This is a genomic window from Paraburkholderia humisilvae, from assembly GCF_902859855.1.
Lineage (GTDB): Bacteria > Pseudomonadota > Gammaproteobacteria > Burkholderiales > Burkholderiaceae > Paraburkholderia > Paraburkholderia humisilvae.
On sequence record NZ_CADIKH010000019.1, the window covers coordinates 24,948 to 36,858 of the forward strand.

11 protein-coding genes and 1 pseudogene are annotated in these 11,911 nt (G+C 63.5%); 5 read left to right on the top strand and 7 right to left on the bottom strand.

The features are described 5' to 3' along the window. The first annotated feature begins 16 nt into the window (after positions 1-16). Genes HV796_RS20590 through HV796_RS20605 form a run of 4 tightly spaced genes read left to right on the top strand, consistent with a single transcriptional unit; the run spans position 17 to position 4,180 of the window. Complete coding sequence (locus HV796_RS20590) at positions 17-1,564, top strand: efflux transporter outer membrane subunit (RefSeq protein WP_175228355.1); 1,548 nt, start codon at positions 17-19, stop codon at positions 1,562-1,564. After that, the gene (locus HV796_RS20595) at positions 1,561-2,688 is read left to right on the top strand and encodes an HlyD family secretion protein (protein ID WP_175228356.1); all 1,128 of its coding nucleotides are present in this window, start codon (positions 1,561-1,563) and stop codon (positions 2,686-2,688) included. The genes HV796_RS20590 and HV796_RS20595 overlap by 4 nt, the downstream gene beginning before the upstream one ends. 8 nt (positions 2,689-2,696) lie before the next feature. Then, positions 2,697-3,734: a DUF2955 domain-containing protein gene (locus tag HV796_RS20600; RefSeq protein WP_175228357.1), complete on the top strand. Its 1,038-nt coding sequence runs from the start codon at positions 2,697-2,699 to the stop codon at positions 3,732-3,734. A gap of 56 nt (positions 3,735-3,790) precedes the next feature. Next, positions 3,791-4,180 carry a potassium channel family protein gene (locus HV796_RS20605; protein WP_175228358.1) on the top strand — a complete coding sequence of 130 codons (390 nt, stop codon included), beginning with the start codon at positions 3,791-3,793 and terminating at the stop codon, positions 4,178-4,180. A 37-nt stretch (positions 4,181-4,217) separates the two neighbouring features. On the opposite strand, the gene HV796_RS20610 is transcribed toward HV796_RS20605, so the two are convergent. Next, the gene (locus tag HV796_RS20610; RefSeq protein WP_175228359.1) at positions 4,218-5,963 is read right to left on the bottom strand and encodes an FAD-dependent oxidoreductase; all 1,746 of its coding nucleotides are present in this window, start codon (positions 5,961-5,963) and stop codon (positions 4,218-4,220) included. Positions 5,964-6,252: 289 nt separating this feature from the next. Between HV796_RS20610 and HV796_RS20615 the strand changes: the two are divergent. Beyond that, positions 6,253-6,441: pseudogene (locus HV796_RS20615) on the top strand (OsmC family protein); the annotation flags it as partial. A gap of 68 nt (positions 6,442-6,509) precedes the next feature. Here HV796_RS20615 and HV796_RS20620 read toward each other — a convergent pair. Genes HV796_RS20620 through HV796_RS20645 form a run of 6 tightly spaced genes read right to left on the bottom strand, consistent with a single transcriptional unit; the run spans position 6,510 to position 11,899 of the window. Next, positions 6,510-7,580 carry an SDR family oxidoreductase gene (locus HV796_RS20620; RefSeq protein ID WP_175228360.1) on the bottom strand — a complete coding sequence of 357 codons (1,071 nt, stop codon included), beginning with the start codon at positions 7,578-7,580 and terminating at the stop codon, positions 6,510-6,512. A gap of 48 nt (positions 7,581-7,628) precedes the next feature. Continuing rightward, on the bottom strand, positions 7,629-8,708 hold the full coding sequence (locus tag HV796_RS20625; RefSeq protein ID WP_175228361.1) for a maleylacetate reductase: 1,080 nt from the start codon (positions 8,706-8,708) through the stop codon (positions 7,629-7,631). Continuing rightward, the gene (locus HV796_RS20630; RefSeq protein WP_175228362.1) at positions 8,705-9,568 is read right to left on the bottom strand and encodes an intradiol ring-cleavage dioxygenase; all 864 of its coding nucleotides are present in this window, start codon (positions 9,566-9,568) and stop codon (positions 8,705-8,707) included. Before HV796_RS20630 ends, HV796_RS20625 begins: the two co-directional genes overlap by 4 nt. A 20-nt stretch (positions 9,569-9,588) precedes the next feature. Beyond that, positions 9,589-9,873: a YciI family protein gene (locus HV796_RS20635; protein WP_175228363.1), complete on the bottom strand. Its 285-nt coding sequence runs from the start codon at positions 9,871-9,873 to the stop codon at positions 9,589-9,591. Between the two features lie 27 nt (positions 9,874-9,900). Then, positions 9,901-10,824: an NAD(P)-dependent oxidoreductase gene (locus tag HV796_RS20640; RefSeq protein ID WP_175228364.1), complete on the bottom strand. Its 924-nt coding sequence runs from the start codon at positions 10,822-10,824 to the stop codon at positions 9,901-9,903. Between the two features lie 4 nt (positions 10,825-10,828). Then, positions 10,829-11,899, bottom strand: a complete 1,071-nt coding sequence (locus HV796_RS20645; RefSeq protein ID WP_175228365.1) for a 2,3-butanediol dehydrogenase — start codon at positions 11,897-11,899, stop codon at positions 10,829-10,831. Positions 11,900-11,911 lie beyond the last annotated feature (12 nt).

The following is an 11,911-nucleotide window of genomic DNA, read 5'->3' on the forward strand; positions in this document are numbered from 1 at the left end:
TTGCCAGGATCGAGCCGTGTCCGCCATCGTGCGCCCCTATTCGCTAGTGCTCCTCGGTGCAGCGTGTCTGAGCGGGTGTGCGCGAGTAGGGCCGGATTTCCAGCCGCAGCACGAGGACTGGAGCGAACACTGGAGCAGCACATCGATCGAGCAGGTCACTGAGCAGGGCGTGGAACCTGACGCGCGGCAATGGTGGGCCGTCTTCAATGACGGGAATCTCGAAGCACTGATGGTCGAAGCCGATGCGCATAACGGCGACCTGAAAATTGCCGGCCTACGCGTGATCGAGGCGCGCGCCCAATTGGGTATTGCCGTTGCGGGACGCTACCCCCAAGTGCAACAAGCCAATGCCGACGTGCTTTACTCGGCGCGCAAACGCTCCGATGGATTCAACACGCGCTCGGGCGGTTACTGGCAGTACGGCGCGGGTTTCAGTATCGGTTGGGAACTGGATTTCTGGGGGCGTTTCAGCCGCGCGATCGAATCGGCTGATGCTTCGTTCTTTGCGTCGCAAGCGAACCGGGATGATGCGTTGGTCCTGTTGCACGCGCAAGTCGCCGATACGTATTTCACGCTGCGTACCGCCGAGGCGCGGCTGCGCATCGCGCGTGAAAACGCGAGGCTGCAAAAGCGCAGCTACGACATCACGCAGAAGCTCTTCAAGAGCGGCGAGAGCGACGAACTCGACCTCCAGCAGGCGAAGACGCAGTATCTGGGCACGTTGAGCAGTATTCCCGACCTCGAGAGCCAGATCGTACTCGCGCGTCATGCGCTATGCGTGCTCATCGGCAGGCCGCCTGGCCCATTGCCGGAGGTTGAGGTACAGCCGGACAAGTCGGGCGTGATTCCGCTCGTCGACCGGGCGGTGTTGCAGGACGTGCCGGCCGATCTGCTGCTACGTCGTCCGGACGTCCGCGCGGCCGAGTTTCAGATGGCCGCGCAGTCCGCGCTGATCGGCGTCGCGAAGGCTGATCTGTATCCGTCCGTGTCGTTGCTGGGCTCGCTGGTCTGGAGCGCCAGTTCGCTGACGGGGTCGCCGAACACGCTTGCCGTCGTGGGGGGGCCGAGCGTCACGTGGAACCTGTTCGACCACGGCAAGATCACCAACAACGTGCGCGTGCAGGATGCCCGCCTTCAGCAGGCGATCGTCGTCTATCAGAACACCGTGCGCGAGGCGGCGCGCGAGGCCGACGATGCCGCGACAGCGATGCTCGCGGCGTTGCAGCGCGACACGATCCTGCACGACGCGGAAGCAGCCGCGCGGCGTTCGCTTTCGCTTGCCAATACGATCTATCGGGAAGGGTACTCGGATTTCCAGCGGGTTCTCGATGCGCAACGTGCATTGTTCGCGCAGCAGGACGCCTATATCGTCAACCGGGGCAATGCGGTGGGCAGTCTGATCGCGCTCTACAAGGCGGTCGGCGGCGGCTGGTATTCGGACCAGCCGCTGATCGATCCGGCGACCCGCCAGCAGATGCAGCACCGTACCGACTGGGGCGATCTGCTGGACGAGACGAATACGCCCGCGGTTACCCCCCATTCGTCCGGACCTGCGTCCCAATGAGCGATATGCCCGAGCCCTCCGCCGCGCCACCGCCGAAGCAGACTGCGCCTGCCGCCGACCCGTCGGGAAAGGCGCTCAGATGGGTCGTATGCCTGATCGTGGTGAGCCTGATCTGGTATCTGCTCGCGGACCGCTTGACGCCTTACACGCAACAGGCGCGCATCGAAGCCAACGTCGTGCCGGTCGCCGCGGAGGTCTCGGGGCGGGTAACCGGCGTCCGCGTGCACAACAACGACCAGGTGAACGCGGGTGACGTGCTGTTCGAGATCGATACGGAGCCCTACCGGATTGCCGTCGATCGCGCGCGTGCCGATCTCGAGTCGACGCGCCGGCAGATCGGCGCGAGCACGGCCGGCATCGAGTCGGCGCAGGCCTCGTTGCGCGCGGCGATGGCCAATGAGGTCAAAGCGCGCCAGGACAGCGAGCGGCTCGAAAGGCTTTACCGCGAGGATCAGGGCACGGTCTCGCTGCGGCGCCTGGAAGTGGCGCGCGCGACCTACGATCAGGCTCGCAGCCAGGTGGCCGCGGCCCAGGCGGAAGTGGAACGCGCGCGCGAACAGCAAGGCGGCAGCGACGCGGACAATGCGCAACTGCGTAGCGCCGCCGCCGCATTGGAAAAGACCGAACTCGATCTCGCCAACACAACGGTACGGGCGCGCTCAGCGGGTGTGATCACCGACTTGCGTACCGAAGTCGGCCAGTTCGCCGCGGCCGGCAACCCGGTAATGACGCTGATAGCGATTCGCGACGTGTGGATCAGCGCGGATATGACCGAGAACAATCTGGGTCACCTGAAGCCGGGCACGCCTGTGTTGATCGCGTTGGATGCGCGGCCAGGAGAACGGTTCGACGGTCGCGTGCGCAGCATCGGATATGGCGTCAGTGTGGGACCGGGCACGCCGCCCGGCAGTCTGCCGACGGTGCAGAACAGTCGCGACTGGCTGCGGCCGGCGCAACGCTTTCCGGTGATCGTCGAATTCGCGAAGGACGAGCGTGCGCGGCTGCATGACATCCGTGTGGGCGGGCAGGCCGAGGTGATGGCGTTTCCGCTTCAGGGCAATCCGCTCAATCCGCCAGGCAGAGTGTTCATCTGGGCGATGAGCTGGCTCTCCTATCTCTACTGAACCCGTCTATGCCGAGTACGCTCCATTCCCGCGGGCGACGCGCATTGCGCATGGCTACCGGTACGGCGCTTTGCGTCGCGATCAGTTTCGCGCTCGATCTGCCGATTCCGGTGATTGCACCCGTGTTCGCCGTATTTCTGCTGGCGACGCAGCCTCGGCCGCTCACGTTGAAGGCCGGACTGGCTCTCGCTCTGATGGTGGCGGCGACGACCGGCAGCGGCTTGCTGCTGGTTCCGTTGCTGCGTTATTACCCGGCCGCCGGCGTACTGCTGGTCGGCCTTGGCCTTTTTCTCGCTTTTGACTATGGTCTGCGCGGCGGGAACAATCTGGTGGCGACTTTTCTGGCAGCCGGCCTGACGATGATCACGGCAGCCGGCACGGCTGATTTCCAGTTGGGCGTCACCGTCACGGGCGCGCTGGTGAAGGGGCTGCTGCTGGCTGTGTGGGTGTCGGTGGTGAGTCATGTGCTGTTTCCCGAGCAGCCGGTCCAGCGGCCGCCAGCCGGTTCAACCGCGATACCGGACGAACAGGCCCGGCGTAGCAGGCGGATCGCGCTGCGGGCCGCACTGGTCGTGATGCCCGCGTGGCTGCTTGCGATGAATGATCCGGCCAGCTACATGCCGATCATCATGAAATCCGTCAGTCTCGGCCGGCAGAGCTGCGCGACATCCGCGCGTGACGCGGCGCGCGAACTGCTTGGCTCGACCTTGCTCGGCGGGCTGCTTGCGATCGTGTTCTGGTTCGCGCTCAGGCTCTTTGTCAATCTGTGGATGTTCTACCTGTGGATGGTGCTGTTCGGCTTGCTGGTCGGGCGCAAGCTTTATCGGATCAGCCCGACGCGGTATTCGCCCGGATTCTGGCTGAACGGACTCGTCACGCTGATCATCCTGCTCGGTCAATCCGTGCAGGATAGTGCGGCTGGCAAGGACGTCTACACCGCGTTCGCGGTGCGTATGGGGCTTTTTCTGGTGGTGACGGTCTACGCGTGCGGGGTGCTTCTGCTCTTCGAACAATTTGGCCACCGCGATGACCCAGTCCCGGGATGAGTGTCATCGCGCCGCCCGAAAGCAGGTTCCTTAACGCGTTGTCGAGAGGAGCACACATGGAGCGTGCGAAAAAAGAAAAAGCGATCCCGTTGCGGGCGCGCGACATCATGCAGGAATTCTGCACGACAATCTGGTATCTGCGCCCTTTCCTGATCGGCCTGATGGTGTTGTTCGTCATGCTGACGATTGGCATGTATCACTTCGGAGGGCCGGTCGAGACGGTCAATCGGACGCCGTCGCCGATGGGGCAAACCGTGTACTTTTGCGCAATCACGGCACTGACGATCGGTTACGGCGACGTGGTTCCCACCACCATGCTCGGCCGGATCGACGCAGTCGTGCTAGGTCTGGTCGGCTTGCTGTTTACCGGGCTGATCGTTGCCGCGGCCGTGCGCGGTGTGCAGGAAGCGGCGCGGCGCGCGAGCGCCAGCGACGCAACGAGCTAACATCGCAGGCAAAAGCGTCGCTTCAGCTGCGTGTGGGCTACAGCCGCCGCTTCGCTGCCAGCAGACTATGAATTTGCGCGACCACCGCTGCGCCTTCCCCGACTGCCGATGCCACCCGTTTGGTCGACCCTGAGCGCACATCGCCGATCGCAAACACCCCTTCGACACTCGTTTGCAGCGGCATTGACGGCACGCCCTCTGCCGCGAGGTCGGCACCGGTCAGCACGAACCCTTTGCTATCGAGCTGCACACCGCATGTCTTCAGCCAACGGGTATTCGGCTCCGCACCGATAAACACAAACAGGTGATGCGTCGTCATGCTGCCTTCAATGCCACTCGCGCTACGGTAGTGCACACGTTCAAGTCGCGGGTCGCCTTCGAGCGCGGTCAATTCGATGTGCGTGTGCACCGTTACGTTTGGCAGTGACGTCACGCGTTCGGCCAGATAATGCGACATGCTGTTCGCAAGGCTCGCGCCGCGCAGCAGCACGTGAACGTGTTCGGCATGCGACGCCAGAAACACGATGGCCTGGCCCGCTGAATTTCCGCCACCGACCAGCAACACCGGCTCCTTGCGGCACAACCTCGCTTCGATCGGCGTGGCCCAGTAATAGACGCCGCTGCGTTCGAAGCGCTCGAGCCCATCGACCGCCGGACGACGATATTCGGCGCCGCTTGAGATGACCACCGTACGCGCCGTGATACGGCGCCCATCGGCAAGCTCGACGACAGGCGGTTGCCGGTCGCAATACAGCGCTTTGACTTCGCACGGAATGCCGATATGTGCACCGAACTTCTGCGCCTGCACGAATGCGCGGCCCGCCAGTGCGTGACCGGTAATGCCGGTCGGAAAACCCAGGTAGTTCTCGATGCGCGAACTCGTGCCCGCCTGGCCGCCCGGTGCGCGACAGTCGAGCGCCGCGACCGACAGTCCCTCGGATGCTGCATAGACGGCTGTGGCGAGTCCTGCCGGTCCGGCGCCGACGATGGCCACGTCGTACACGTGGGTCGGATCGAACTCCGGTATCAGCCCCAGACACGATGCGAGTTGCCCCTCGTCGGGATTGCGCAACACCGTGCCGTTCGGGCACACGACCAGCGGGAAATCGTCAGGCTGTGGCGTCAGACGCTCGAGCAGTGCGATGGCCTCGGCATCCTGGTTCGCATCGAGCGTGATGTTCGGGAACGCGTTGCGGCGCAGGAAATTCTGCAACGCGAGCAGTCGCGCGTCGCTCGATGAGCCCACCAGCACGACGCCGTGGCCGCGCTCGATCACCAGCACGCGGCGCAGAATCAGTGCGCGCATGATCTTCTCGCCGACGTCAGCTTCGCTGATCATCATGTCGCTGAGCTCATCGGGCCGCAGCAACACGGCCTCGACCGCTTCGATCACATGCGCGTCCACCACGGCGGGCTTGTTCGATAGCTGCGTGACATCCGAGGTGAAATCGCCGCGATGCGTATACGTGTGAATAATCCGCTCGTGGCCGAGACCGTCGCGGCCGACCACTCGAACCTTGCCGGAGAGCAACAGAAACATGCCCGGACACGGGTTGCCCGCGCGATAAAGCAGTTCGCCTGCCGTGAAACGGCACAGGCTGCCAAAGCGGCTCACCCGCTCGATTTCCGCCTGGGTGAGAACCGGAAACATCTGCGCGTGACGGGGATGATCGCGCACGCTCGGGTCTTCGACGATCGAGTGGTCGTCGAAACCGCTTATGTCGTCCACCGGCTGAAGGGTGGCTGTCGCGCTGTCCGGTTTTGACCCTGAGTCGTGGCTCATCGAGGCTGGTCCTCCAGCGGCACATCGGCGCCGCCATCGAAATCGTTCGGTTAAGTATGCAATCAAAAGCGTAGTCGAGTTGCTGCAGCGCGGCCAGGCGTTCTGGTAGCCGCGCCGGCCGCCCTTTGCGAGGCGGTTTTGCTGGGCGCCTGCCGGGTCATTTGGCTCTGGCTATCAAACATATCGAACTATTAAATCGCATGCGATTGACGTTTTGCGATTCATCGACCATTATTCCGTCCACGCGATTACATCGCATACGATTTAAATGGCAATTGACCTATTCACCCTTGCGCTCGATATCGAGGTCGATCTCGGCATGACCGGCGGTGCGTATTTTCTTCAGGCGCACCTCGACGTCAGCCTGCCGGGCATCGCACGCGACGTCGCCGAGGCGGTCGTGCACGCCGCGGATGAAATGTGCCCGTATTCGAAGGCGACGCGCGGCAACATCGATGTGGCGATCAATGTGATCTGACGCGGCTGCCGCGTGTGACGCGGTTGGGGCGCGTGCCGGCATGCACGCGCCCCGCTAGCCGGATGGGCTTACGCAGGGATGATGCGTTGCGCCTTCAACTGATCGAACAGCGCGAAGAACGCATCCGGCGTGCTCTGATAGTCGAGAAAACCGGCTTTGCGGCTCTTCGTCATATCGGTCAACACTTCCATCGGGCGCCCGAGGTCCGCATCCGTGTGCCACCACGAAACCAGTCGGTCGATGTCGGACTCTTTCAACTGGTGACGAGCGGCAATGTCGGCCCATTGCTTGCTCGCGTCCTGCATGCGGGTTTCGAGCGGCCGGATCTGTCCGTCGAATGGCGCCGGCTCGATGCCGAAGTAGTCCGCAATACGCGACCACATCCATTTCCAGCGGAACACGTCGCCATTCACGACGTTGAAGTCTTCGTTGCGCGCGTTCGGCGATGTTGCCGCCCATTCCAGATGCCGCGCGAGCAGCCGCGCATCGGTCATATCGGTGAGACGGTCCCATTGCGCGGGTGAACCGGGGAACACAAACGGCTGTTGGGTGGCTTTGCATAGCGTTGCATACACGGCGAGCGTCACGCCCATGTTCATCGCGTTGCCGAGCGCGAAGCCGATGATCGTATGCGGGCGATGCACGCTCCAGCCGAACCCGTACTTGCGCGCCGCTTCAAACAGACGGTCTTCCTGCTCGTAGTAGAAGTTATCGACGGGCTGCCTGCCTTGTTCCTCACGGAACGGCGTAAGCGGCACGTTACCCTTTGCGTATGCTTCGAACGGGCCGAGGTAGTGCTTGAGCCCGGTGACCAGCGCGGCATGCTTCAGCTTGCCCGTAGGGCCGAGTGCATCCAGCACGTGCCGCACCATCGCGCCATTGACGCGGATGTTCTCGCGTTCGGTGGCTTGCCGCGCCCACGCGGTAAAAAACACGTGACTGAAGTCGCGGCCGCTCAACGCGTTGGTCACCGACTCCGGCGAAGTCAGGTCGGCGGTGACGGATTCGATGCGCTGTTGTTGCGCGGTACGGCCGCGGGACAGACCCGTTACGTGCCAGTCGCCGCGAGCGAGCAGATGGTGCGCGAGATTGCCGCCGACAATACCTGTCGCACCGATGATGAGTGCTTTTTTTTCCATAAGGAGTGGGATCTAAAAAGTGCTTGTTAGTTACGCAGGGATAGGTTTTTATACGCGTTCGAACATCCGGCAGTCCGGCTGGATGCCTTCGAGCGCGCATTGCAGCAAACGGTGTACCGCGTCGTAAGAGAGCGGTCGCGGGTTGTAATAGGGCGCCTGCATCGCAGCGGTCGCAGCGGTGTCGAGGTCCGCGGCGCGCAAACCCAGCGCGCCTAGCGAAGCCGGCGCGCCTAGCGTGCGTCCGAGCGCATGCAGCGCGCTCGCCGGATCCTGCACATCGAGCGCTCGCGCAAGACGCTGTAGCGCATCCGGTGCAGCCGGCAGGTTGAACGCCATCGAGTAGGGCAGCATCACGGCGTGCGTTTCGGCATGCGGCAGGTTGAACTTGCCGCCAAGCGTATGGCAGAGCTTGTGATGCAACGCCATGCCGACGTTGCCGAGCACGGTTCCGCACAGCCATGCGCCATATTGCGCGGCCTCGCGCGCTTCGATGTCGTCGGGCCGCGCGACGATGCGGGGCAACGCGCGTGCGAGACTGCGTATCCCTTCTTCGGCAAACAGCGACATTACCGGATTCGCGTCCTGCGCGTACAGACCTTCAGTGGCATGTGCGATCGCATTCAGGCCGCTGGTCGCCGAAAGGGCGGCCGGCAGCGTCAGCGTCAGGGAGGCGTCGTAAATCACCGTGCGCGGCAACACGCGATAGCTCTTGCCGGTCTTCTTCTCGCTGGCGGACGTCAGACCGTAGATCGGCGTGACTTCGGAGCCCGCGTAGGTGGTCGGAATCGCGAGGATCGGCAGCGAGGTTTCGAGCGCGATCGCCTTCGCCAGCCCGAGCGTGGAGCCGCCTCCCGCGGCGACCAGACCATCCGCACCCGCGGCGCGTGCCGCGGCCACGGCCGCCTGCGCGGTCTCGACAGGCACGTGCATCACGGCCTGATCGAAGATATCGACGCATCGCTCGCCCGCCAGCCTGCGCACCCGGTCAGCGAGAAAGCGCTGCTCCGGCGTGCATAGAACGAGCGCACGCCGGATACACAGTTCATCGAGTTCGGCCGCGAGCTGATCGAGCGAACCCGTGCCGAAGACGATTCGGCCGGGCCGGCTGGTGTAGGTGAATGAGATCATGACGAGCGGTTCAGGACGAAGTCGAACTCGAGCGTGCTGAATGGCGTCGTGAAGACCGTACCGTCAGGCGCGGTGCCGCGCTCATGCCGGCGCCAAGGGGCGATCAGTGACGAGCGCACGCCGAATACCGCATCCGAGTCGAGGTAGCGATCGCCTTCGCGAAACACGTGCGTGACGAGCCGCTCGTAACCGGGTGCGGTGATCATGAAATGCAGATGCGCGGGGCGCCACGGATGCCGCCCTAGCGCATTGAGCATGCGTCCGACCGGACCGTCATGCGGAATCGGGTACGGTTCCGCGACGATCGAGCGGAAGTGATAGCGCCCGTCCGGCAGGCTGTGCAACACGCCTCTCGCACGATGGGTGTCGGCGTCGCTGTACTGGACGTCGTAGAAGCCCGCGGCGTCCGCTTGCCAGACCTCGATGCGCGCGCCGCTCACCGGTTCGCCATGCGGCCCGCGCACGACGCCCGATACGAAACAGGGCTCCCCGCGCGCACCGTTGGCGACATCGTCGCCATTGTGATACGCGGGGGCGTCGTCGACGAAGAAGGGGCCGAATACCGTCGCTTCGGTGCAGCCCTCCGGCTTGCGATGCGCCATCGCGGTCACGAGCATCGAAAGGCCGAGCGTATCCGACAGCAGGATGAACTCCTGACGGCGCTCGTCAGTGATATGGCCGACTTCGGTGAGAAAGCGTATGCCTGCTTCCCACTCGCGCTCGGTCAGATTCACCTCGCGCGCGAAGGCATGCAGATGCTTCACGAGACTCGTGACGATGTCTTTGAGCCGTTCATCGGTGGCTTGTGCGTGACGAGCCAGGACGGCATCGGTAATCGTGTTCTCGTCGAGATTTCGCATGGGTCGAATCCGATAGGCGGTTAGCGGTTGTCGACGCGCTTGAGGAACGGTCGGATATCGACCGTGCGCCAGATTCCCGCCTTGTTGAACGGGTCGTTGCTGTTAAAGCGCATTACGTCGGCAATATCGTCGGCTTCGTAGAGAAAGAAGCTACCGATCATAGTCTTTTCGTCGCCGGCGAGCAGTGGACCCGACATCACCATTTTGACCGGCGCGGTCGCGAGATAGGCCTTGTGCTCTTCGTAGTGCGCAAGCCGGCGCTCGACCATATTGTCGTGATCGAGGCAGTAGACGGTGTAGTGCATGGTGGCTCCAGAAAGGGATCAGCAAGTTCAGCGGACGATGCCCGCATGCGCCTCGACGGCGCGCACGATGGAAAAGAAGTCGAGCTCCGCGCCATCGCCTTGTGCGTACTGCGCGAACTGCTCGCGCACGAGCGCGGCGGCGGCCATCGGCACGCCTGCGGCGGTGCCGGCATCGACGACGAGCGACATATCCTTAAGCATTTGCGTGGTCGAAAAGGCCGGCGAAAAGTCGCGTTCCTTCAGCGGCCCCAGCTTGTATTTCACGAGCGGCGAAGCGGCCACGCTATCGCCGATCACCGTCAGCATGTCGGACCAGTCTACGCCCCCCTTCGTGCCGAGCGTCAGCGCTTCGGCGAGCAGCACGGCAGTCGAACCGACGAGGTGATTGATCGCGAGCTTCAGATAGCGCGCCTGTTGATCCTCGCCGACGTAGTACTGGCGCGCGGAGAGTGACCGGAAGACGGGCAACGCCTGCGTATAGGCCTGCTCGGGGCCGGATGCGAAGACGGTTAGCTGTGCTTTCTCCGCGAGCACGGTGCTACCCGACACCGGGGCGCAGACGTAGCCGACGCCGCGCTTGCGGGCGGCGTCGCGGACTTCGCCGGAAGCGGCGGGCGACACGGTGCTCATGTCGATATAGACCGCGCCGTCGTGGGCGTTCGCGATCACGCCATCGGTGCCCAACGCGACATTTCGTAGCACGCTGTCGTCCGGGATGATCGAAAAGACGTGTTGCGCGGCGCGCGCCACGCTCCTGATATCACCGGCGCGGCTAGCGCCGTGCTGTACCGCTTCGTCCAGACGTTGTCGATCGACGTCGTAGACGGTGACGTCGAATCCGGCATTGAGCAGATTGCGCACGATCGGCGTGCCCATCTTGCCGAGGCCGATCCAGCCGATCCGGCGGGGGTGCTGTGGGTCCTGCGTTTGCTGCGATTGCGGGTGCGGCATGGGGTCACCGTGTCTGAGGGTTGATGAGAATCTTCATCTTGTCGCTGCCTTTGTCACTCAGGACGTCGAAGCCTTTTGCGACCACATCGTCGGCATCGATCAGATCGTGGATCAGTTTTTCCACCGGGAATTTGCCGTTCGCGATCATGCCGATGATGCGCGGCCAGATCGTCACCGGGTAGCACCAGGTGCCTTCGATACGGATGTCCTTGAGTGACCATTTCATCGGATCGACGTTTGCGTGGCCGACATGCAGACCCGCCTGCACCACGGCGCCCGCCGAGCGCACCGCATCGACGCAGGCATTGAGCGCATGCTGGTTACCCGCGCATTCGATCGCCACGTCGACACCGACACCTTCAGTCAGGTCGCGGATTTTTTGCGGCAGCTCGCCATCGGATGGATCGAAAATTTCCGTCGTCACACCGAAGCCGGCCATTTTCGCGGCACGTGCCGCATTCGGCTCGCTGACGAATATCTTCGTCGCGCCGGCTGCGTGGCAGGCGAGCGCGGCAAGCACGCCGATCGGCCCCGCACCGGTGATCAGCACCGTCGAGCCGACCGTCACGCCGCCGCGGTCGACCGCGTACAGTGCGACGGCGGCCGGTTCGATCAGCGCGCCCTGTTTGTCGTTGACGCTGTCGGGCAGGCGGTTCGCGTGATAGTCGTTGAGCACGGTGTACTCGGCCATGCCGCCGCCGTTCCAACTTAGACCGACGCAACCCATCTTCGTACAGAGGTGGCGCATGCCGCGCACACAGTAATAGCACTGCCCGCATGACGCGAGCGGCATCACCGAGATCCGGTCGCCCCGCTTGACGGTTTTCACGTCCTTGCCCACTTCGACCACTTCGGCGCTGAATTCATGGCCCAACACCTGCGGCGCCTTGGCGCCCGTCAACGCGTGCGGCTCGGTCGGCACGACAATCGGTCCTGCCTGGTATTCGTGCAGATCGGTGCCGCAGATGCCGCACCACAGCGGCTTCACAATCATCTGATCGGCGCCCATGCCGGTCGGGTCCGGCACATTTTCAACGCGTATATCGTGGGCACAATGGAAACGCACAGCTCTCATGTCTCGACTCCT

Excerpts from the sequence above, each read along its gene's own strand:
- HV796_RS20600 (WP_175228357.1), top strand. The coding sequence starts at position 2,697 with ATGCCGAGTACGCTCCATTCCCGCGGGCGACGCGCATTGCGCATGGCT.
- HV796_RS20595 (WP_175228356.1), top strand. The coding sequence starts at position 1,561 with ATGAGCGATATGCCCGAGCCCTCCGCCGCGCCACCGCCGAAGCAGACT.
- HV796_RS20610 (WP_175228359.1), bottom strand. The coding sequence starts at position 5,963 with ATGAGCCACGACTCAGGGTCAAAACCGGACAGCGCGACAGCCACCCTT.
- HV796_RS20635 (WP_175228363.1), bottom strand. The coding sequence starts at position 9,873 with ATGCACTACACCGTCTACTGCCTCGATCACGACAATATGGTCGAGCGC.
- HV796_RS20645 (WP_175228365.1), bottom strand. The coding sequence starts at position 11,899 with ATGAGAGCTGTGCGTTTCCATTGTGCCCACGATATACGCGTTGAAAAT.
- HV796_RS20620 (WP_175228360.1), bottom strand. The coding sequence starts at position 7,580 with ATGGAAAAAAAAGCACTCATCATCGGTGCGACAGGTATTGTCGGCGGC.
- HV796_RS20605 (WP_175228358.1), top strand. The coding sequence starts at position 3,791 with ATGGAGCGTGCGAAAAAAGAAAAAGCGATCCCGTTGCGGGCGCGCGAC.
- HV796_RS20640 (WP_175228364.1), bottom strand. The coding sequence starts at position 10,824 with ATGCCGCACCCGCAATCGCAGCAAACGCAGGACCCACAGCACCCCCGC.
- HV796_RS20625 (WP_175228361.1), bottom strand. The coding sequence starts at position 8,708 with ATGATCTCATTCACCTACACCAGCCGGCCCGGCCGAATCGTCTTCGGC.
- HV796_RS20630 (WP_175228362.1), bottom strand. The coding sequence starts at position 9,568 with ATGCGAAATCTCGACGAGAACACGATTACCGATGCCGTCCTGGCTCGT.